This window comes from Rhodococcus sp. DMU1 (genome assembly GCF_012272955.1).
GTDB classification, from domain to species: domain Bacteria; phylum Actinomycetota; class Actinomycetes; order Mycobacteriales; family Mycobacteriaceae; genus Rhodococcus; species Rhodococcus aetherivorans.
The window spans coordinates 4,962,246-4,982,729 of sequence record NZ_CP050952.1; the positions used below are offsets into that span (position 1 = coordinate 4,962,246).

General features: G+C 69.4%; 20 protein-coding genes. 8 read left to right on the plus strand and 12 right to left on the minus strand.

Annotation, left to right across the window (positions count from 1 at the left end; translation table 11 throughout):
• Nucleotides 1-99 precede the first annotated feature (99 nt).
• Complete coding sequence (locus tag HFP48_RS22555; protein ID WP_029545915.1) at nt 100-1,764, plus strand: class I adenylate-forming enzyme family protein; 1,665 nt, start codon at nt 100-102, stop codon at nt 1,762-1,764.
• A gap of 108 nt (nt 1,765-1,872) precedes the next feature.
• Here the strand turns inward: HFP48_RS22555 and HFP48_RS22560 are convergent, their stop codons facing one another.
• From HFP48_RS22560 to hsaA, 9 genes are all read right to left on the minus strand, one after another.
• Nucleotides 1,873-2,673 (minus strand): biosynthetic peptidoglycan transglycosylase, encoded by an 801-nt coding sequence (locus tag HFP48_RS22560; protein WP_246872458.1) that lies wholly within the window; start codon nt 2,671-2,673, stop codon nt 1,873-1,875.
• A gap of 160 nt (nt 2,674-2,833) precedes the next feature.
• Nucleotides 2,834-2,962: a hypothetical protein gene (locus tag HFP48_RS32135; protein ID WP_282597439.1), complete on the minus strand. Its 129-nt coding sequence runs from the start codon at nt 2,960-2,962 to the stop codon at nt 2,834-2,836.
• 276 nt (nt 2,963-3,238) lie between these two features.
• Nucleotides 3,239-4,027, minus strand: coding sequence for an SDR family oxidoreductase (locus HFP48_RS22565; protein WP_168580085.1), 789 nt, complete (start codon nt 4,025-4,027; stop codon nt 3,239-3,241).
• Between the two features lie 13 nt (nt 4,028-4,040).
• Nucleotides 4,041-4,691 (minus strand): PaaI family thioesterase, encoded by a 651-nt coding sequence (locus HFP48_RS22570; RefSeq protein ID WP_006935148.1) that lies wholly within the window; start codon nt 4,689-4,691, stop codon nt 4,041-4,043.
• On the minus strand, nt 4,688-5,560 hold the full coding sequence (locus HFP48_RS22575; RefSeq protein ID WP_168580086.1) for a MaoC/PaaZ C-terminal domain-containing protein: 873 nt from the start codon (nt 5,558-5,560) through the stop codon (nt 4,688-4,690). Before HFP48_RS22575 ends, HFP48_RS22570 begins: the two co-directional genes overlap by 4 nt.
• 61 nt (nt 5,561-5,621) lie before the next feature.
• Entirely contained in the window at nt 5,622-7,814 is a 2,193-nt protein-coding gene (locus HFP48_RS22580; RefSeq protein ID WP_168580087.1) for an acyl-CoA dehydrogenase, read from the minus strand.
• Nucleotides 7,815-7,841: 27 nt separating this feature from the next.
• On the minus strand, nt 7,842-9,002 hold the full coding sequence (locus HFP48_RS22585; protein ID WP_029545923.1) for a steroid 3-ketoacyl-CoA thiolase: 1,161 nt from the start codon (nt 9,000-9,002) through the stop codon (nt 7,842-7,844).
• 267 nt (nt 9,003-9,269) lie between these two features.
• Nucleotides 9,270-9,899 (minus strand): TetR family transcriptional regulator, encoded by a 630-nt coding sequence (locus tag HFP48_RS22590; RefSeq protein ID WP_006935134.1) that lies wholly within the window; start codon nt 9,897-9,899, stop codon nt 9,270-9,272.
• Between the two features lie 259 nt (nt 9,900-10,158).
• Nucleotides 10,159-11,325: a 3-hydroxy-9,10-secoandrosta-1,3,5(10)-triene-9,17-dione monooxygenase oxygenase subunit gene (gene hsaA / locus HFP48_RS22595; protein WP_006935131.1), complete on the minus strand. Its 1,167-nt coding sequence runs from the start codon at nt 11,323-11,325 to the stop codon at nt 10,159-10,161.
• Nucleotides 11,326-11,575: 250 nt separating this feature from the next.
• Between hsaA and HFP48_RS22600 the strand changes: the two genes are divergently transcribed.
• From HFP48_RS22600 to HFP48_RS22610, 3 genes are read left to right on the plus strand one after another with little or no spacing between them, the layout of a single operon-like run.
• Entirely contained in the window at nt 11,576-12,751 is a 1,176-nt protein-coding gene (locus tag HFP48_RS22600; protein ID WP_168580088.1) for a Rieske 2Fe-2S domain-containing protein, read from the plus strand.
• Nucleotides 12,729-12,986, plus strand: coding sequence for a hypothetical protein (locus tag HFP48_RS22605; protein WP_168580089.1), 258 nt, complete (start codon nt 12,729-12,731; stop codon nt 12,984-12,986). Before HFP48_RS22600 ends, HFP48_RS22605 begins: the two co-directional genes overlap by 23 nt.
• 21 nt (nt 12,987-13,007) lie before the next feature.
• Nucleotides 13,008-13,799: an SDR family NAD(P)-dependent oxidoreductase gene (locus HFP48_RS22610; RefSeq protein ID WP_168580090.1), complete on the plus strand. Its 792-nt coding sequence runs from the start codon at nt 13,008-13,010 to the stop codon at nt 13,797-13,799.
• 264 nt (nt 13,800-14,063) lie between these two features.
• Here HFP48_RS22610 and HFP48_RS22615 read toward each other — a convergent pair whose 3' ends face one another.
• Nucleotides 14,064-14,681, minus strand: coding sequence for a hypothetical protein (locus tag HFP48_RS22615; RefSeq protein WP_168580091.1), 618 nt, complete (start codon nt 14,679-14,681; stop codon nt 14,064-14,066).
• A 764-nt stretch (nt 14,682-15,445) separates the two neighbouring features.
• Here HFP48_RS22615 and HFP48_RS22620 point away from each other — a divergent pair.
• From HFP48_RS22620 to HFP48_RS22635, 4 genes are all read left to right on the plus strand, one after another.
• Nucleotides 15,446-15,637, plus strand: a complete 192-nt coding sequence (locus tag HFP48_RS22620; protein ID WP_050035875.1) for a hypothetical protein — start codon at nt 15,446-15,448, stop codon at nt 15,635-15,637.
• A 317-nt stretch (nt 15,638-15,954) separates the two neighbouring features.
• On the plus strand, nt 15,955-16,269 hold the full coding sequence (locus HFP48_RS31700) for a hypothetical protein (RefSeq protein WP_239010552.1): 315 nt from the start codon (nt 15,955-15,957) through the stop codon (nt 16,267-16,269).
• A 1,073-nt stretch (nt 16,270-17,342) separates the two neighbouring features.
• Nucleotides 17,343-18,992, plus strand: coding sequence for an IS21 family transposase (gene istA / locus HFP48_RS22630; RefSeq protein WP_246872459.1), 1,650 nt, complete (start codon nt 17,343-17,345; stop codon nt 18,990-18,992).
• Nucleotides 18,989-19,327: an ATP-binding protein gene (locus HFP48_RS22635; RefSeq protein WP_246872460.1), complete on the plus strand. Its 339-nt coding sequence runs from the start codon at nt 18,989-18,991 to the stop codon at nt 19,325-19,327. The genes istA and HFP48_RS22635 overlap by 4 nt, the downstream gene beginning before the upstream one ends.
• Here the strand turns inward: HFP48_RS22635 and HFP48_RS22640 are convergent.
• Together HFP48_RS22640 and HFP48_RS31305 are read right to left on the minus strand one after the other, a co-directional pair.
• Nucleotides 19,324-20,106 carry an IS630 family transposase gene (locus HFP48_RS22640; RefSeq protein ID WP_210432779.1) on the minus strand — a complete coding sequence of 261 codons (783 nt, stop codon included), beginning with the start codon at nt 20,104-20,106 and terminating at the stop codon, nt 19,324-19,326. The two genes, HFP48_RS22635 and HFP48_RS22640, sit on opposite strands and share 4 nt — an antisense overlap.
• Nucleotides 19,995-20,465 carry a helix-turn-helix domain-containing protein gene (locus HFP48_RS31305; protein WP_246872461.1) on the minus strand — a complete coding sequence of 157 codons (471 nt, stop codon included), beginning with the start codon at nt 20,463-20,465 and terminating at the stop codon, nt 19,995-19,997. Before HFP48_RS31305 ends, HFP48_RS22640 begins: the two co-directional genes overlap by 112 nt.
• Nucleotides 20,466-20,484 lie beyond the last annotated feature (19 nt).

Genomic DNA, 20,484 nt, shown 5'->3' on the forward strand with positions numbered 1-20,484 from the left:
CAGTGGCACGCCTCACACGCGGCCGCGGCCGGGGTGGGGTTCCAGGTCCATCGCAGCAGGTGACACGGTATTCACGTGACACGAAGGAAAGGTCCCCGCATGACTGCGTCCGCAGATCCCCGGCTGTACCTCGACGAGGTCGTCTCCCGCCTCACCGGCCCGGGTGGCCGGTTCGAGATCGTCGAGGAAGAGGTGCTCGGCGCCTCGATGCCGGTGATGAAGAACCGCGGCAAGGCCGTGGGCGACCTGCTCGCCGACTCCCTGCGCTGGGGCGACCGGGACTACCTCGTCACCGCCGACCGCCGGCTGTCGTTCACCGAGCACGCCGCCGCGGCGTACTCCCTCGCCCACGCGTTGCGCGAGCGGTACGGCGTGGAGAAGGGTGACCGGGTCGCGATACTGGGAGCGAACACCCCCGAATGGGTGATCGCGTTCTGGGCGAGCCAGGTGCTCGGCGCCATCACCGTCGGCCTCAACGGATGGTGGGTGCCGCGGGAGATCGAGTACGGCCTGAAGCACAGCCGGCCGAAGATCCTCGTCGTCGACGCCAAGCGCGCCGCGGCCCTGGCCGACGTCGACACCGGTGGGATCACGGTCCTGACGATGGAGGAGGACCTGCCCCGGCTGATCGCGCAGTTCCCCGACGCCGTGCCGCCGCGCGTCGACATCGACGAGGACGACCCGTCCGTCATCCTGTACACCAGCGGCACCAGCGGCCGGCCCAAAGGCGCGCTGCACTCGCACCGCAACCTGCTCGCCGTCGTGGACTACCACCGGTTCAGCGACGCCCTGCTCGCCGCGTTCACCGGGCGGACCGCCGGCGACGACGTCCCCAGCGACCTGCGCTACCTGCTCACCTCGCCGCTGTTCCACATCGCGAGCCTGCACAACCTGGTCGTCCCGCGCCTGGCGACGGGCAGCGCCGTGATCATGCACCAGGGCTCGTTCGACGTCGACAAGGTGCTCGGCCTCATCGAGCGCGAACGCGTCACCAACTGGGGTGCGGTCCCCACCATGGCGTCGCGGCTGCTCGAGCACGACGACCTCGGCAAGTACGACCTGTCGTCGCTGACGGCGTTCGCGCTCGCGTCGGCGCCGTCGTCGATCGCGTTCAAGGACCGGCTGCGCGAGAAGGTGCCGTTCGCCCGCAACGCCCTCGTCGACAGCTACGGCCTCACCGAGTGCAGCACCGCCATCGCGGTGGCCAACTCCCAGGACCTCGAGGCGTTCCCCGGCACCCTGGGCCGGCCGATCATCACCGTGAGCCTCGAGATCCGCGACCCGTTCGGCGAATGGCTGCCGGACGGCGTGGAGGGCGAGGTGTGCGTGCGCAGCCCGTTCGTCATGCTCGGCTACTGGGAGGACGAGGAGGCCACGGCCGCGGCCATCACCCCGGACCGGTGGCTGCGCACCGGCGACTACGGCGTCATCGAGAACGGCCGGCTGCGACTGACGGGCCGTCGCTCCGACCTGATCCTGCGCGGCGGCGAGAACGTCTATCCCACCGAGATCGAGCAGACCCTCGACGAGCACCCGGCCGTGCGCGAGTGCGCCGTGATCGGCGTTCCGCACCCCGACCTCGGCCAGGAAGTCGCGGCGGTGGTGGTCGTCGCCGAGGGGGCTCACGTCACCGAGGAGGAACTGCGCGAGTTCGCGGCCGAGCGGCTGTCGTACTTCAAGGTGCCCACGCGCTGGCGGATCACCTCCGACCTGCTGCCCCGCAACGCGACGGGTAAGACGCTGCGCCGCGAGGTCGGCATCTAGCGGCCGTCGTCGAATGTTCCTGCTCGGCAAGGTGTTTCTTGCGCGCGTCCGTTCGCGCGCAAGAAACACCGCTGCCCGCAACCGCCAGGTCCGTCGCGGCGCGTCCGGCTACTGCGACCGGGACACGAACCCCGGATCCTCCACGGCCAGGCGCTGCCGCACCGGCTCGGGCATCGTCGAGCACGAGTCGTCGCTCGGACGGTCGTCGGCGTGGTCGGCGGCCGAGTCGTCGATCCCGACCGACGCGACGAGGTTCTCCCAGCCGCCCCAGCCGGCGAACCGGGCGGGCAGGTCGACGTTCGCGGCGCCGTTGATGTGGAACGCCGCGCTCGGGTACTGCGCGTCGGCGGGAGTCGCGACACCGCCCCCGGGCAGGCGCACCACGTCCTCCGGGTTGGGCAGCATGCCGGCCAGCTGCATCGCGTGGTACTGGTACATCTCCCACGGCGGGGTGTCGAAGTAGTACCAGCTGGCCGCGCACACCCCGTACAGGTCCGGGCCGAACTGCGCGTAGTTCAGGTACAGCTCCATGATGCGGGCGTCCGGCAGGGTCGCACTCAGCAGCACCGAGGGCACCGTCTCGACGGCCTTGCGGACCGCGCTCTGGTCGGGGGTGAAGAACATGTTCTTCGCCAGCTGCTGCGGGATCGTCGAATACGTCTGTTGTTCCTCGCCCGTCAGATGGGCACGGGCGCGGTCGGCGAAGTCACCCCAGTGGAACGCCTGTGCCCGCAGGCCCATCTGGTCGTCCTCGTGCGCGATCACCGACGCGACGACGTACCGGCTGACATGGTCGAGCGAGACGTACTGGTAGGCGATCGGACCGTCGTCGATCCGCATGAACCGCGACGACGACGGCGTCCACACGCGCAGCGACGAGGCCGCGACGACGGTGACGAACGCGACCACCGTGAGCGCCGCGGCCGCGCCTTTCGCCCGGCGCAGCCAGGGATTCGGCGGCGGGACCGGGACGCGCGGCGGCGGTGCGGGAGCGGGACGACGCCAGTGCAGTCGGGAGCGCCGAAGCCTCCGCAGCAGCGACCCGGGGTCGGGCTCGGGGCGCGGCGGCTCACCGGACGGCGACCACGGCGTGGGTCCGGCGTCGCGCTGCGGTGCCGCCCAGCGCGGTGCCGACGAGCGCGGTGCCGCCCAGCGCGGTGCCGACGAGCGCGGTGCCGGGCCCGCGCACCGCGCGCACCGATCGTGGATCCGCTCCTCGAACGGGCCCATCACCCGGCCGCACCGCACGCACCTGCTCGGCCTCATCGCCGCCCACGCCTCCCGCCACTCACCGACTCGTGTCCGCTCCATCCTCGTCGGCGTCGGTCACGGTTCGGTCGCGGGGGGAGGTCGACGCTGTGGTCGCGCCCGGATTCGGGGCCCGCGTCCCGTCGAACAGGTGCGGTGGACGGAACCGGACACCGACACACGTCGCGACAGTTGTCGATGTCCGGGACCGTTGTCGGCGACGGGCTCAGTCCACCTGCGGCGCCCACTGGACACCGTTGATGTGGGCGCCGCCGTCGACGAACAGCGTGTTGCCCGTCACGTAGCGGGAGGCGTCGCCGGCGAGGAACACCGCGACGGGCCCGATGTCCTCGACCGGATCGCCGATCCGGCCCATCGGGTTGGCCGCCGCCGACGCGGCCGCCATCTGCGGGTTGGCCTCGGCCACCCGCCGGAACGCCTCGCTCTGCGCGCCCGGGCAGATCACGTTGCAGCAGATCTGCTTCGGCGCCCATTCCCGCGCGGCGGTGCGGGTGAGGGTGCGCAGCGCCTCCTTGGCGGTGTTGTACTGCACGGAGTACATGTGCGCGTTGACGCCGTTGAGGGAGCACAGGTTGATCACCCGGCCGGTGCCGCGACGCTCGAGTTCGGGCAGGGCGCGCCGCATCGCCCAGAACGCGGCCATCACCGCCATGTCGAAGCCGCCGCGCAGCTGCTCGTCGGTCATGTTCTCGAACCGGGCGTAACCGGAGCTGCGCCACGCGTTGTTGACGAGGATGTCGAGGCGGCCGAACCGCTCGACCGCGGCGTCGACCATCGCGTGGACCTGGCCCTTGTCGGTGATGTCGGTGCGCTGGAAGTGGGCGCGCACGCCCCACTCGTCCCGCAGCCACCGGGCCGTGCCGGCGCCGGCCGTCTCGTCGATCTCGGCGACGACGACGTCCGCGCCCTCCCGCGCGAACGCCGCGGCGATGCCCCGGCCGATGCCCATGCCGGCGCCGGTGACCAGCGCGACCCGGCCTTCGAGTGCTCCCATCGGTGTTCTCCTCCTAGCGGGGCCGCGGCACCGTCCTGTCGACGAACAGCCCCTCCACCGAGACACACAGCTGCCCGTCGGCCGTCGCGATGCTGCCGACGGTGCGGATCTTGCGGCCGTCGACGGAGACGAGCCGGCCGGTGACGACGAGCGGCTCGAACAGCGGCGTCGGCCGGTGGTAGTTCGTGACGAGGTTCGCCGTCATGCCGGACTTGCCGCCCCAGGCGTTGGCGACGCCGAGCACGTGGTCGAGGATCAGCGCGGATACGCCGCCGTGCACGCATCCGGGCGGGCCCTGGTACGGCAGCGTGAGCGTGACGGTGCCCTGTACCGAGCCGTCCTCGAGGCCCTCGAGGACCAGGGGCGGCGCGATCGCGTTCTCGGGGCCGGTGACCGGGTCGTGCCGGGTGACACCCTCGCCGTTCCACATGTCGATCAGCCGCTCGGCGACGGCGGGTGCGTGCTCCTCGAGGTGGTCGGCGATGCTGTCGAGTTCCTCGGCGACGCGGTCGAGGTTGGCGTTGCCCCGGTCGGTGCGCAGCATGGCGTCGACCACGCGCCGCGCAGCGGCGGTGGCCCGGTCGACGGGTGCGTCCTGCGGCGCCGACGTCAGCACCGTGCGGTGCGCGTGGGTGGCGGCGGTGGGATGGGTGCCGGTCTTCACGAGCGGACCTCCATCGTGGCGTGGGTGAGGACGGGGGCGCCGTCGCGCTCCGGGCAGGTGGCGAGCAGCGTCAGCCGGTCGCCGTCGCGCCAGACGGCGGTCTCGAGGGTCTCGCCCGGGAACAGGGAGCCGGCGAACCGCACCGAGAAGTCCCGCACCCGGGTGGGATCGCCGTCGAGGATGCCGTCGACGACGGCCTTGCACACGATTCCGTACGACGCGAGGCCGTGCAGGATCGGCCGGTCGAAGCCGGCGGCCCGCGCGAACGCCGGATCGGCGTGCAGCGGGTTCATGTCGCCGCTGAGCCGGTACAGCAGCGCCTGCCGCGGGCTCGTCGGGGAGACGAGGACCGCGTCCGCCTCCCGATCCGGAATCGACTGGGCCGCTTCCGGTCCGGGCTCACCGCCGAAGCCGCCCTCGCCCCGGGCCCAGATCTGCATGCCGGTGGTCCACAGCGGGGCGCCCTCGGGGGTGGCGGCGGACTGCTCCAGCACGATGACCGCGGCCTTGCCCTTGTCCCACACGTGCGCCACCCGCGACGAGATGTGCGCCGTGCCGGAGATGGGGATCGGTGCGTGCACCTGCAGCGACTGCCCGCCGTGCAGGATCCGGCGCAGGTCGATGTCGATGCCGGGCAGGTTCATTCCGGCCGGCTTCAGCGCGCCGGCCGAGATCCCCTGACCGGCGACCATTGCGAACGTCGGGAGCACGCGCAGGTTCTTCTCGTACACCCAGCTCAGCTCGGCCGGGTCGAGTCCGTCGCCCCCGGCGCCGAGACCGAGGTGGTAGAGCATGACGTCGCGGTCGGTCCAGATCGCTTCGCGCACCGCGGGTTCGGCGGACAGGGCGACGTTCGGGTCGATGGGCACGGTCAGTTCTCCTCTTCGTCCGCGGAACCGGCGCCTCGTTGCGTCGATGTCATCGCCGTGCTCACTTTCCGGGTTCGGGGTCGCGGGGCAGGCCGAGCAGCCGCTCGCCGATGATGTTGAGCTGAACGTTGGTGGTGCCGCCGGCGATCGACATGCACTGCGAGTTGAGGAACATCTGCGTCGCCGACCGGCGGTGCTGCCCGCCGAGCAGGGCGCGCGGCCCGGCCCAGTCCATCGCGACCTCCCACACCTGCTGGATGTGCTCGACGCCGAGCAGCTTCGCGACCGAGGACTCGGCTCCCGGCTGGGCCCCGGCGAGGGACCGCAGCGTGGTGCGCAGGCCCATCAGACCGCCGGTCTGGGCGTCGCACAGCACCTTTCCGAGCGTGGTGGCCTGCTCGTCGTCGAGGCCGCCGGGCAGTCCGGCCGCCAGCTCGAGGAGGGCCTCACCCCCGGAGCCGAGGGACGAGTCGTGCGAGAGGGAGACGCGTTCGTTGGCGAGGGTGGTGCGGGCGAGCTTCCAGCCGTCGCCGGGCTCGCCGACGAGGCAGTCGTCGGGGACGAACACGTTGTCGATGAAGACCTCGTTGAACAGGGCCTCGCCGGTGATCTCGCGCAGCGGGCGGATGTCGAGCCCCTCGCTGCTGCGCATGTCGACGAGGAAGTACGACAGGCCCTTGTGCTTGGGCACCGAGGCGTCGGTGCGGGCGAGGCAGATGCCCCAGTGGGCGTCGCGCGCCATCGAGGTCCACACCTTCTGGCCCTGCAGCACCCATCCGCCGTCGACCTTGGTGGCCTTGGTGGTGAGCGACGCGAGGTCGGAGCCGGCGCCGGGCTCGGAGAACAGCTGGCACCAGGCGATCTCGCCCCGCAGGGACGGCGGCACGAACCGTCGCTGCTGCTCGGGGCTGCCGTGCGCGATGAGGGTCGGCACCACCCAGTTGCCGATGATCATGTCGTGCGGCGTCAGGTTCGCCGCGCGCAGCTCCTCGGCGATCACCAGCTGGGTGACGGCGTCGGCGCCCTTGCCCCAGGGTGCGGGCAGATGCGGTGCGGTGTATCCCTTCTCGGCGAGATACCGCGTGCGTTCGCCGCCGCCGAGGTCGACGGCCGGGGCGAGTTCGTCACGCACCCCGGTGCGGATCTGCTCCGCCTCCGGCGGCAGGTCGATGCCGAGGACGCGGCGGGCGCCGCGGCGGGTGAGATCGGTGACGCGCCGGCGCCAGGACGCGGTGGAGCCCAGCAGGATTCGCAGCGACTGTGCGCGACGCAGATACAGGTGCGCGTCGTGCTCCCACGTGTACCCGATGCCGCCGAGGATCTGGATGCAGTCCTTGGCCACGGCGAAGGCGGCCTCGGGGGCGGTGGCGCCGGCGACGGCGGCCGCGAGGGACGCCTCGTCGGCGTCGGCAGCGCCGGGCGTCAGCGCGCGGGCGGCGTCCCACGCGCACACGCGGGCCTGCTCCGCGAGCGTGAGCATGCGCGCCGCCCGGTGCTTGACGCCCTGGAACTGGCCGATCGGGCGGCCGAACTGGCGGCGCACGGCGGCGTAGTCGGCCGCGGTGCGCACGCACCAGTCCGCGATTCCGGACGCCTCGGCCGCGAACAGAGTGGCGGCGAGGTCGGTGACCCGCTGCGGCTCGATCCGCAGCACGTCCGCCGCGGCGAGCGCGAAACCGTCCACCACGATCTGCGAATTGCCGCGCACCACATCGTGGCTGGGCAGGTCCTCGAGCTCGAGTCCGTCCCGGCGCAGCAGCACCCAGGCCCGGTTGCCGGCGTCCTCGGCGGCGACGAGCAGCAGGTCGGCGGTGTGGCCGCCGAGCACGTACCCGGACCGGCCGGACAGCGTGGTGCCCGAGGCGCCGCGCTCCACCTGCAGCGTGCCCGGGTCGAGGGCGATGCCGGCGAGCGTGGATCCGTCCGCGAGGCCGGCGAGCTCGCCGGTCCGGCCGGCGTCGCGCAGCACGGCCGCGGTCAGCACGGTCGGCAGGAACGGGCCCGGCACCATCGACCGGCCGAGTTCCTCGGTGACGACGGCGAGTTCGACGAGGCCGCATCCGGCGCCGCCGACCTCCTCGGGAAGGTGCAGGCCGAGCACCCCGAGCTCGGCGAGCGAGCCCCAGAACGCCGGGCGGGTGTCGGTCTTGGCCTCGACGGCCTCACGCAGCACCTCGGGGGTGACGTGCCGGGCGGCCCAGCTCCGCACCGAGTCGCGCAGGTCGCGATCCTCGTCTGTCAGTCCAATGGTCATGTCGGCCTCGTGGATTCGATGGTGTGGTCAGATGCGTTCGATGACGGTGGCGGTGGACAGTGCGCCGCCCGCGCACATGGTGACCAGTGCCGTGGACCGGTCGGATCGTTCGAGCTCGTGCAGTGCGGTGGTGAGGAGCCGGGCGCCGGTCGAGCCGACCGGGTGGCCGAGGGCGATGGCGCCGCCGTTGACGTTGACCTTGGACAGGTCGGCGCCGAGCACCTGCGCCCACGACAGCACGACCGACGCGAACGCCTCGTTGATCTCGACGAGATCGATGTCGCCCAGTGTCATGCCGGCCTTGTCCAGGACGTTCCGCGTGGCGTCGATCGGGCCGTCGAGGTGGTAGTAGGGGTCCGACCCGACCATTCCCGAGGCGACGATGCGTGCGCGGGGCCGCAGGCCCAGTTCCTGTGCGCGCTGCGCGCTGGTCAGCAGGACGGCGGCGGCGCCGTCGCTGATCTGCGATGCCGACCCGGCCGTATGGATGCCGCCCTCCACGACGGGCTTCAGGGCGGCCAGCCCCTCGGCGGTGGTCTCGCGCAGGCCGCCGTCGCGGGTGACGACGGTGGTCTCCCCGGTGGGCACGCCGTCGGCGAGGACGGGCGCCTCGGTGGGCACGATCTCGCGGTCGAACCGGCCCTCGGCCCAGGCCCGGGCGGCGCGGCGCTGCGACTCGAGGCCGAAGGCGTCGGTGTCACCCCGCTTGATGCCGCGATGGGTGGCGATGCGCTCGGCCGACGTGAACTGGTCGCCCATGTCGATGGTCCAGTCGTCCGGATACGGGTTGCCGGTCTCCGGGGTGAGTGCCTGGCCGAGGAAGACACGGCTCATGGACTCGACACCGCAGCCGATGCCCGCGGAGATCTGCCCGGAGGCGATGAGGCCGGCGACGATGTGGACGGCCTGCTGGGAGGAGCCGCACGCGCAGTCGATCGATGTGGCGGCCGTGCCGTAGGGCAGGCCGGCGTGCAGCCACGCCTGCCGGGTGATGTTGTTGGACTGTTCCCCGGCCTGGGTGACACAGCCGCCGACGATCTGACCCACCTGGTCGGGGGCGAGGCCGGCGCGGTCGAGCACGGCGCGCTGTGCGGTGCCGAGCAGGGTGGCCGGGTGCAGACCGGCCAGGGCGCCCCGGCGGCGGCCGATGGGGGTGCGCGCCGCCTCGACGATGACTACCTCGGTCATGAACAAGCTCCTCGGACGTGAGTGCTGGGCTGGAAGGCAATCGGACGCGCCGACGGACGAACCGGGAACGCGTTCATTTTTGGAATGTATTCTATTCACTACGCCGAGACAATGGCCTGTCGGCGGCGAGGCTGCTCTCGCAATGAGCTACCAGTATGCATGCGCACGTCGCGCAGCCGACCGGCCCGCGCGACCGTCGCCGATAGAAGAATTCATTTCAGTACTGTGCGGGCACGGCGCCCCGGCGGGGACCGGCGCGGCCCGGCGTCAGGCGGACGGAGCGGGCCGCGCGTTCGACAGGCCCGCGAGCAGCAGCTCGCAGGCCACGCGCAGGTCCGACTCCGCATCCGGCACCGAGATCCGGCCGTTGAGACTCGACTGGATGATCCCGAACCACGCCTGCTCGAGCACCCGCACGAGCGTCGCATCCCGTTCGGTGACGTACTCGAGCCCGGCCGCGCGGTAGAGGACCTCCCGGAACCGGCGGTCGATCTTGGCGACGTCGGGGATGGCCGTGGCCTTTGCGGTGCTCGTGGACTGGATCATCGCCGCCGCCAGCAACGGCCGTCGCCGCAGCGCCCGGGTGGCCCGCACGAGAGCCTCGTAGATGGCCTCCTGCGGAGTCGAATCCGGGTTCGGGCGCTGGGTCATCCGATCGCTCATCTGCTCGATCTGGTCGACCATCACCGCCACGAACAGGTGCGTCTTGGACGGGAAGTAGCGGTACAAGGTGCCGATGGCCACGCCGGCCATCTTCGCGACCTCATGCATCTGCACCCGCTCGAGTTCCTTCTCGGTTGCCAGGCGCGCCGCCGCGTCGAGGATGCGGCCGAACCGTGCGCGCTGCTCGGCGGACGTCGGCTCCGCGGCGTCCCGCGCTTCGGCAACTCTCGGCACCGTGGTTCCTCCGTCGTCTCGTACCTGCGGCTACGCCGTGCCGCCCAGCGTCCCTCATCCTGCGTCGCGCCGGCAGAAATCTTCCGCTCAGTGGGACCTGCCCTGGACTGTGCCGCACCCCTGCGTCCGGGTTCGACGTCCACGCCCAGGCCAGATGGAGAATACCGAACCGGGCGATCCCATGTGGTTGCGCGGCACGGTGCTTACTTGCGTGTTCCGACGCGCGCAGGAAGCATCGACGCGCGCGGGAAGGACCGGCTCAGACGAGGTTGTCCTCCACCGGCAGCCCGAACACGCCCCGGCCGTACAGGGCGAGGGCACGTTCGGGATCGTTGGCGACGTGCACGCTGCCGGCATGCGCGTCGCGCCACGCCCGCTCGACGGGGTTGCCGCGGCCGAGCGAGTTGCCGCCCGCGGTCTTGAACAGCAGATCGATCGCCTCGACGGCGCGCTCGGTGCCGCGCACCTGATCGCGGCGCACCCGCAGCCGCATGCTCGTCGGCAGCGGCTCCCCGGCCACGGCCAGCTCGTACAACTCGCGGATGTTGCGGTCCGTCTGCAGGATCGCCGCGTCGATCTCGGACGCGGCGCGGGCGACGGCGACCTGCGCGAACTGGTCCTCGGCGAACCGGCCTCCACCCAGGCTCAGGCGCACCCGGTCGCGCATCGCGCTCAGGTACTGCTCGTAGCATCCGGCGACCGTCCCGATGACCGGCGCGGCAACGGCGGTGGTGAAGACCGCCGCGAACGGCAGCCTGAACAGCGGCCCCGGGTTGACCTTGTGCCCGGGGGCCCGCAGCTGCGCGAGCTCGTAGTTGCGCACCGTCCGGTGGTGCGGGACGAACGCCTTCTCCACGGTGATCTCGTTGCTCGCGGTGCCGCGCATGCCGACGACGTCCCACACGTCCTGGATCCGGTAGTCGGTGCGCGGCACGAGCACCGTCATGAAGTCCACCGGCCGGCCCTCGGCCCCGACGACGAGCGCCCCGAGCAGCGCCCAGGACGCGTGTTCGCAGCCGGAGGAGAACCGCCAGCTGCCCGACAGCTCGAAGCCGCCCTCGACCGGGACGAGCTCGCCGACCGGTGCGTACGACGACGACAGGAGCGTCGACTCGTCCTGTCCCCACACGTCGTCCTGTGCCCGCGCATCGAACAACGCCAGATGCCACGAGTGGACGCCGAGGATCGAGGCCACCCAGCCCGTCGAGCCGCAGGCACCCGAGATCGCCCGCACCACCTCGTAGAAGCGCACAGGGTTGCTCTCCAGTCCACCGTGCCGGGCGGGCTGCAGCATCCGGAACACTCCCGCGGCGGCCAGGTCCTGGACGGTCTGGTCGGGCACCCGGCGCGTTTCGTCGACGCTGCGGGCGCGCTCCGCGATGGACGGCAGCAGCTCGCGGACCTTCGTCAGCACGTCGTCGGACATCGGTGTGTCTCCTTCGCGACCCGGACGGGTCACCGTGGCAGGAACAGGCACCCCATCCTGCGGTGCCGTCCGGATACACCGCCGCAGACGGTCCCGGACAGTGGGATGCGCTCCATCCCCGGTGAGCGGGCTCACCTAGCGTCGAGCACACGGTCGCAGGCGGCCACCGTCCCCCGGCCCACCCGCGCACAGCACCGGTGCCCGAGGTGCTCCATCCGATACGACATTCCATTCGAAAGGACGGACGACAGTGAGCTCCAGCAAGTCCGACGACGTCGAAGTTCGCGAGATCGAGGCCGGTTCCGCGCCCACCCGGTTCGCCCGCGGCTGGCACTGCCTCGGCCTGTCCGAGTCCTTCAAGGACGGCAAGCCGCACTCGGTCCATGCCTTCGGCACCAAGCTCGTCGTGTTCGCCGACAGCAACGGCGACCTGAAGATCCTCGACGCGTACTGCCGGCACATGGGCGGCGACCTCAGCCAGGGCACGATCAAGGGCGACTCGGTGGCCTGCCCGTTCCACGACTGGCGCTGGGGCGGCAACGGACGTTGCACCGCAATCCCCTACGCCCGCCGCGTTCCGCCGATCGCGAAGACCCGCGCCTGGCACACGCTCGATCAGGACGGGATGCTGTTCGTCTGGAACGACCCCGAGGGCAACCCGCCGTCGGCCGACGTGACCATTCCCCGCATCGCCGGCGCGACGAGCGACGAGTGGACCGACTGGGTCTGGTACACCACCGAGGTCGACACCAACTGCCGCGAGATCATCGACAACATCGTCGACATGGCGCACTTCTTCTACGTGCACTACTCGTTCCCCACGTATTTCAAGAACATCTTCGAGGGGCACGTCGCGACGCAGATCATGCACGGTCAGGCGCGGGAGGACATGCGGCCGCACGCCGACGGCCAGCCGAAGCTCGTCGGCAGCCGCTCCGAGGCGGCGTACTTCGGACCGTCGTTCATGATCGACGACCTGCAGTACAAGTACGAGGGCTACGATATCGACTCGGTGCTGCTCAACTGCCACTACCCCGTCACCGAGAACAAGTTCGTCCTGATGTACGGGATCATCGTGAAGAAGTCGGACGCCCTCGGCGACTCGGCCGACGAGACGGCCCGCAAGTTCGGTGACTTCATCGCCCGAGGCTTCGAGCAGGACGTCGAGATCTGGAAGAACAAGACGCGCATCGAGAATCCGCTGCTGTGCGACGAGGATGGCCCGGTCTACCAGCTGCGCCGCTGGTATGAGCAGTTCTACGTGGACGCGGCCGACGTCAAGCCGGAGATGACCGAGCGGTTCGAGTTCGAGATGGACACCGCCCGCCCGGTGGCGGCGTGGATGAGGGAAGTCGAGGAGAACCTCGCCCGCACGAAGGACGCCGAGGAGGCGGCGAATCCCGATGCAGCCCCTGCAGTGCACTGAGTGCGGTGCCCGCGTTCTCGTTTCGAAGAACAGCTGGGAGCACACCTCCGTCCAATGGAACGAACAGGCCCGCGCGCGGTGCCCCGAGATGCGGGAACGGGGCGGCCGGGACGACCGCCCCGGGGCTCCGCGCCGCGGCTGCGCCCGGCTCGCCGAGACGATCACGCGGGCCGCGACCGAGGGCCGCATCACCGTCCTCGACGACACCCCGGTGCCGGGGCCGATCGTCCAGTAAATCAGCTGGAAAGGAACTTTCGTGATCAACGTCCAGCAGTACGGCCCGTGGGCCGTCATCGCCGGTGGCTCCGAGGGCGTCGGCTCCGCCTTCGCCGACGAGCTGAGCAAGGCGGGGCTGAATCTGGTGCTCATCGCCCGCAAGCCCGGCCCGCTCGAGGAGACCGCGGAGAAGGTGCGCAGCAACGGCGTCCAGGTCCGCACCCTGGCACTCGACCTGCTCTCTGCCGACGCCGTCGAGCAGATCCGGCAGGCGACCGACGACGTCGAGGTGGGCCTGCTCATCTTCAACGCCGGCGCCAACAGCTACGGCAACGAGTTCGTCACCGGCGACCTCGACGGCTTCCGTGGCGTCATCGACCTCAACATCCATCGGCAGCTCGAACTCTCGCACCTGTTCGGCGCGAAGATGAAGGAACGCGGCCGGGGCGGCATCATGCTGCTCGGTTCGCTCGCCGGCTACATGGGGGCGGAACACCAGAGCATCTACGCGGCGTCCAAGGCGTTCAGTCGCGTGTTCGCCGAAAGCCTGTGGCTCGAGCTCGCCCCGCACGGGGTACACGTCGTCGAACTCGTCCTCGGCGTGACCCGCACCCCGGCGATGATCCGCGCCGGGCTGAACTTCGACATCCCCGGCATGCTCGTCGCCGAGCCGGAGGATGTGGCCCGCGAGGGGCTCGAACACCTCACCGACGGGCCGGTGTGGGTCGCCGGCGGCAACTACGACGCGGCGGTCAAGCGCAGCGGCTTCCCGCGCGACACGCTCGTCAAGGGCGCGGCCGACGCCATGCGCAAGCTGCTCAACCGCGGCTGACTCGCTCGCATCGCAGGGCCGGCATCCGGAATCGGATGCCGGCCCTGCGACGTCCGTTCCGAGCGCGAGAAACCTCACACCGGTTCCCCGGGCTCCGTTGGTGTGAAAGTGTCGACGGGCGGGTACCTTACCCGGGATCGGGTCGGCCGGGCGGCGCACATTCCATGACAGTCGGTCCACCGTCGACTTGCTGCGCCGGCAGGCCGGCCCGATCCACCGGAGCCGACGGCCGATGCCGTTCGGACACGGCTCAACCGCGGCGGATCAGGCCGTCGGCCGGGGGGACGGACGCACCGGCGGGGTGGGCGGGACCTGGGAGCTCGGCGCCTCGTCGGTGGGCGCGGAACGCCACTGCGCACCGAGCAGGGCCCCGATGATCTTGTCCTGCACGAGGACGAGGATCAGGGTCATGACGCAGCCGTAACCGAAGATCACGACGAGCCACGGCAGGTTCGGCACGGGCGCACCGTCGGGCAGCAGAACCGACAGGTTCGTCACGAGCTGCGTCTCCACGACGCCGAGCAGCACGGCGGGGACCATGCCGGGCGGGTGCGGCCCCCCTATGCGAGTGGGTGCATTGCGAGGACGAGGAAGACCACACGCCACTCCGATGCCCATCACGAGTCCGAGCGGTACGCCGGGCAGAGCGTTCTTCACGACGAGGAACGCTTCGCCCCCGGCAACGCCGCACGTGAAGCCGAGGAACATCCCCAACAGGGCGTGCGGTGGAGCCTGCAATGCGAAGTACAGCAGGACTGGCAAAATGACCATCGGACGGTAGAGCGCGAACGGTGTCGAGGCCTGGAACGGAATCATAAAGACGGTGATCAGCACCGCGCCGAGTACAGCCTGGACCAGAATTACATTGGTCTGCACCGACATTCGATTGATTCCTTGCAAGTGATGGTTGGGCTGGGCCCGCTCGCCGCCGACATGCCGAAGTCACTTCGAGGGGCGCCCTCGAGTGGGAAGTACGGCGAACCCGAGCCGGCACTGTCGGGCGGCACGGCCGAACCGCTACAGGTCGGACCGGGAGAGTTTCAAGATCTATCTTCCCCGATCGGTGCGCAGCAAAATGCCATCTGAACTGTACTTATACGCCCATTCGCGACCCCGTTTCGCTGCCGGGTACTCGAGGGTCGGGGGGTGGCCGCAGCGACCGCCGAAACCACGATCAGTAGAAGAACCAGAAGCCCCTCCGACACCGGCTGTCACCACCCGAACCGGGCGGCCGCAACGGCGAAACGACCTGTGCGCACAGAAGAGCGCGGCCAGGATCCCCAGCGCATTGAAGGTGAGAAGCACACCATTCGATCTCCCTGTCTCGGTGGGCGCGTCAGGCACATCCGCCGTCTCGTCGTCCAGCTGTGCCTACACCAGGGGGCAGGCAGCGCCGCGGTGCGCACACGTCGTAGGCCAGCAAAGCCCGGGGCGATGTGGGGGCAACTTCATCGGCGCGCCGCCCGTACCGGGTTCCACGGGTACGGTCGCCAGCGGCACGGCGACGCCTGGACACTGCGTGTTCGGCTGTCCGCCCTGTGCAGGGAGGGGCTCGTCGAGTACTCGGTGTCGTCTCGATTGCTCGCTGTCGTCGCCGGCTGCCAGGAGGTACAAACGGACCGGATCGAGACGGAAGGGAACGCGCCGTGACCACGCACGACGTTCGGGCACTGGTCGCCCGGTGGCGTGCTCTACCGGAGAACGAAAAGGTCTATCGGCGGCGCGCCGCCGTGGTCGATCACGTGATCCACAGCATGGCGATGGAAGGTGAGCCGGTCTCCGACCGGTGGATCGAGCAGGCACGGCAGCGCCAGCGGGTAGTGCTGGGCTCGCACTGATCGTGCACGCACGGATCCGCGCAGCAGCGGCGACCGGCGGGTGAGCCGGCGGAGCCGGTCGATACCGGCAACCCCCGCCAGTTCGAGACGGTTTTCGGGACCAAAACCCACCACCAGGTCGCCGATCTGATCGCCGAGCCGCTACGCTTGCTGCTCGACGAGCTGGCCTCCGGTCACGTCACCGACGAGGCAATGGACGTGGACCTGCTCCGCGAGTTCCATCGCCGGATCCTGATCGACGTGACGCCCGACATCGCCGACAGGTGGAGCAGGAAGCCGGTCCGGGTGGGAGACCACTATCGCCGGAACACATTCATATGGACCGGGAGATGCGGGAGATGTTTCACAGCTTCACCGGCCGGCTCGACTACTGCGCCGGCGACGTCGAGCGTCAACTCGAGGCCCTCGCCTACCTGGAAGCTCAGGCGCTGCCCGCGCATCCGTTCGAGGACTTCAACGGCCGAGCGGTCCGGGTGATGGTCGCCGAAGCGATGCGGCGTCTGGACTTTCCGGTCTCGAGCTCAGCGTCGAACGGGACACCGCCGAGCATGCCCGGAAGCCCTCACCCGATTCCCACCACCCCCTGGGACTTACCCCAGGGTACCGCCCGTGAGCACGGTCGAACATGCTGAACAAGCACGCCCAGCAGGGTTCCGAGCGAGTACGAACGCGGCTGTGCTGCGGACTGGGCCGAATACCTCGACCAAGCGGAGAAAGCGCGTACCGAGTGCGCAGACCCGCGGCGGCGGTGCCGAACCGAAGGCCCGGCCCGCCGCGACGCAAGGCTGCATGCATGGCGTGCATGCAGTGCATGCACCTCTCCGCCAGCCCGTTCGATTCATCCCGTCGGGACACCGCCACCCTCCCTGGTACGTGGATGATGCAGTTCCGTCACCGGATGCACCGACTGGAGGCCGGGCGCGGAAGACGAGAAGGGCCGGCTCGTACTGTGCAACCCCTGCAAGGCGCAGTCCGAACTGGCCGCCCTGCAGTGTCGCACGCTCGGTCGAGAGCGGCCCGAAATCGAACCGAGAAACCCCGCCGGAGAGAGTTTGGGGGGCAACTCCGGCGGGGCCTCGTGTCACCGTGCAGGGGGATGACGGTGACGTCCCAAACCCTACCGAACAGACACCGGCGTTGCGAGGTTCCCTGCCCGCCCCTGTCCGCTACCGGTGACCCCGGGAGTCGAACCATCACGCCCGCGCGACGCTGCCGCTCGTTCTGTCAGGCCCCGAGTTCGTGTTCGCGGTCGCGACCAGAAGGACCGTTGATGTTCGATACCGCAGATGCGGCGCCCGCGGCCTGGTTCGTGAAGCAGCATCGATCAGGACCCGAGGGAGAGGTGTCGCCGGTGCACTCATGATTGTCCATGATTGATAATTCCGGTTATCCATCAATCACGCTGGGAAGCAATGCGTTCCGGTCGGCAGCCGGCGTGTGATTCACCGCCCAACCGCGCGGTTCCTGCCGGAAACATCCTACGAACGCGAGCTGCTCCTATGCCTGTCGACAGACATCGCGACGGACCTTGGGCCCGGCAGAACCGCGTCAGGGCCGTCGGTGTTAGGGACGTGCTTCGGATAGCAGGGTTCTGCCGATCGGATAGCGCGAGTATGAGCTTCGGGTAGCGGTGCCGGTGCCTGTGTGTTCGTTTCGGTTTTGCGCGTGGCAATCGGCTGCGCGTAAAGCCGAACAGGAGGCACGGGTGACTGATTACCGAGTGGTGATGTCGCTACTGCTGCAGGACAGGTCCTACCGGGACATCGAGGCGATCGCGGGGTGCTCTCACCGCACGATCGCCAAAGCGAAGAAGGTCTGCCACGACCAGGGGTTGACCGCCACGAGCCAGGTCGAGGCCCTGAGCACCGAGGAGATCGACGGGTTGTTCGCCGATGGACGAAAGACGCCCTCGGGCGAGTTCGTCGCCTTCGATGTCGCCGCGATGGTCAAGAAGCGCTCGGGTAAGAAGAAACTGCCGCTGCGAGTGTTGTGGGCGAACTACCTCGATACCGACGGCGCGCCGGGCCAACGGCACTACAGCTACCAGCGGTTCTGCCAGATCATCGGCGAGTACGTCGAGGTCAACGAGCTCACGATGCGGATCGCCCACGTGCCCGGGCACACGATGCAGGTCGACTGGGCAGGCACAGCGATGGCGATCTTCGACCCCGTCACCGGCAGCCGAACCCGGGTGTCGGTATTCGTGGCGTCCCTGCCGTACTCGGGGATGGTCTTCGCCTGCGGATGCCTGGACGAAAAGATGCCGAACTGGCTCGATGCCCACCTTCAGGCCTTCGAGTACTTCGGCGGCGTGACCCAGGTGGTCATCCCGGACAACGCCTCCACGGCGTCGAACCAGATCGCCCGTGGCGACCGGGCCCGCGAGGTCAACCGCGAGTACCGGGATTTCCTCGAGTACCACCGCACTGCCGCGGTGCCGACCAGGCCGGTGCGCCCGACGGACAAGGGTCATGTCGAATCCGGGGTGAAGGTCGTGACGAACTGGGTAATCGGCCGACTCGCCGACCGTCGCTTCGCCAGCCTCGACGACCTGAGCGAGGCGATCGCCCTCGAGGTCGATGCGATCAACGACCGGATCCCGTTCCGCGGCCGGAGGGCCAGCCGCCGGGAGTTGTTCGCCGAGCACGAGAAATCAGAACTGATCGCCCTGCCCCACGTGCGGTGGCAGCCGGTGACGTGGAAGAAGTCCAAAGTCAATCGCGACTATCACGTGGAGATCGCCACGGTGAAGTACTCGGTGCCCCACACCTTAGTCGGCCAGCACGTCGATGTGAAGATCACCGGCCAGACCCTGACGATCATGTGCGGCGGCGAGGTCATCGCCTGCCACACAGTCTCCGGGCGGCGGCACTCATTCGTGACTGATCCGGACCATGTGCCCGCCCAGCACCTGCAGTCCGCGGACCTGTGGTCGCGGGCCTACTTCGTGCGCCAGGCCCATAAGGTCCCGAACACCGTCGCCGCGATCGGTGAGGTGCTCGATCGCCAGCGCATCGAAGCTCAAGGCTACCGGTCGTGCCAGAACATCCTCGCCCTGGCACGGGGCGAGAACAAGCAGTTGCTCGAACGCGCCTGCGGGCAGCTGATCTCCGAGACCTCACGCCGGGCGATCAGCTACACCGCGGTCAAACAGCACCTCGCGGTTCTGCGGGCCCAAGCCGCCGCCCGGCCCACCACCACGACCGCGGCGCCGGCGACCACGATACCGCTGGAGCCGCCGCCAGGGCGGCGAGACACAACCGGGGCGCATCTGGCCGGGCCCGAGCAGTTCAGCCTCGCCGCCCTGACCGGGCGCCCGAGCATCGGCACCTCGAGCCGCGAGGAACTGCAGTGATCGATCGCCACCTCACCGACGCCGACATGCCGCTGTTCACCCAGCTGCGGATGACCGCGTTCGGACAGACCGTCATCGACCTTGCCAACGACCCCGCCTGCGACGAGTGGACCTTCTCCCAGAAAATATTCCACGCCCTGGACAAAGAGATCACGGCCAGGCAGGAACGCCGGACCCAGAAACTACTCAAGGCCTCCAGATCGCCAAACCCCGATGCCTGCGTAGAAGAGATCCGCTACCTGCCTGACCGCAACATCAACCGCGAGCTGATCGCACGACTTTCCAGCTGTCAATGGATCGACTCGACCCGCAATCTAGTAGACTGTCGCCGCTAAGTCTTGGGATATAGGTGGCGGAGTTTGATGCGGGCGTCGTCGGTGGTGAAGTGCCACTGGACCTGGCGTTGATCGGCATTGGTCTGCCGTTGCCAGGCAGCGAGTTCGGCGCCCAGTGTCTCGAGGTCCTCGATGCGCCGGTCCAGGCACTGGCGGGTCAGCACCGAGAGCTCGATCTCGGCGATGTTGAGCCACGAGCCGTGTTTGGGGGTGTGGTGGATCTCGAGCCGCTGTGCGAGCGCGAACGCCTCGGCCGGCTCGAAGGCCTCGTAGAGCGATCCGATGCCGTGAGTATTGAGATTGTCCATCACCAGCACCACCGTCTCCGCGTCCGGGTAGTCCACGCACAATAGCTCTTTGACCTGCCGAGCCCAGTCGACCTTGGTGCGCCGGGGCTGGGCATCGACACGCCGCCAGCCGGCCAGAGGCTCGACCCAGCAGAAGATCGAACAGGTCCCGTGCCGCACATACTCGGAGTCCTCCTTCAGATCGCGCCCCGGGCCTGCCGGGATCGGCTCACGCACGTGAGCGAGGAGCTGGTAGGGCTTCTCGTCCATACACACCACCGGGTGAGAGGGGTCGTGGGGGCGGGCGTAGACCGACAGGACATCCTCCATCCGAGCGGCGAACTCCGCGTTCGCTTTTGGTGGGATGGTCCAACACTTCTTCAGGTGAGGACGAAGTTTCGTTTTTTTAAGATCCGGCCGATGGTCGAGTGGTCCAGGTCGGGGATGCCCTCGACCAGGGCGACGTGCTTCTCCAGCAGTCGCAGCGACCACCGGGCATGACCCTCGGGCGGCTTCGAGCAGGCCAACGCAATCAACCTGGCCTCGATCTCGCCGGTGATCTGCGACGGCACCGGCGGGAGGTCACGCTGTTTGCGCCCGATCGTGGCCTCCACGTCCCGACCGGTCTCAGCGAACCGCTTGGCCACCAGTCGCACCGTCTCACCCGAGACTCCCAACCGGGCTGCGATCACCTTCCTCTCATCCACCACCCCGGCCGAGGTGTCCAGCGCCAGCAACACCCGGGCCCGTCGGATCATCGAGGCCGGATGCACCCCGGTGGTGGTCAATCGTTCCAAGAACTCACGATCAGCCGAGCTCAACGTCACCGGACGCTTCTTCTGTGAAGGCATGACAACAGTCCTGACCGGC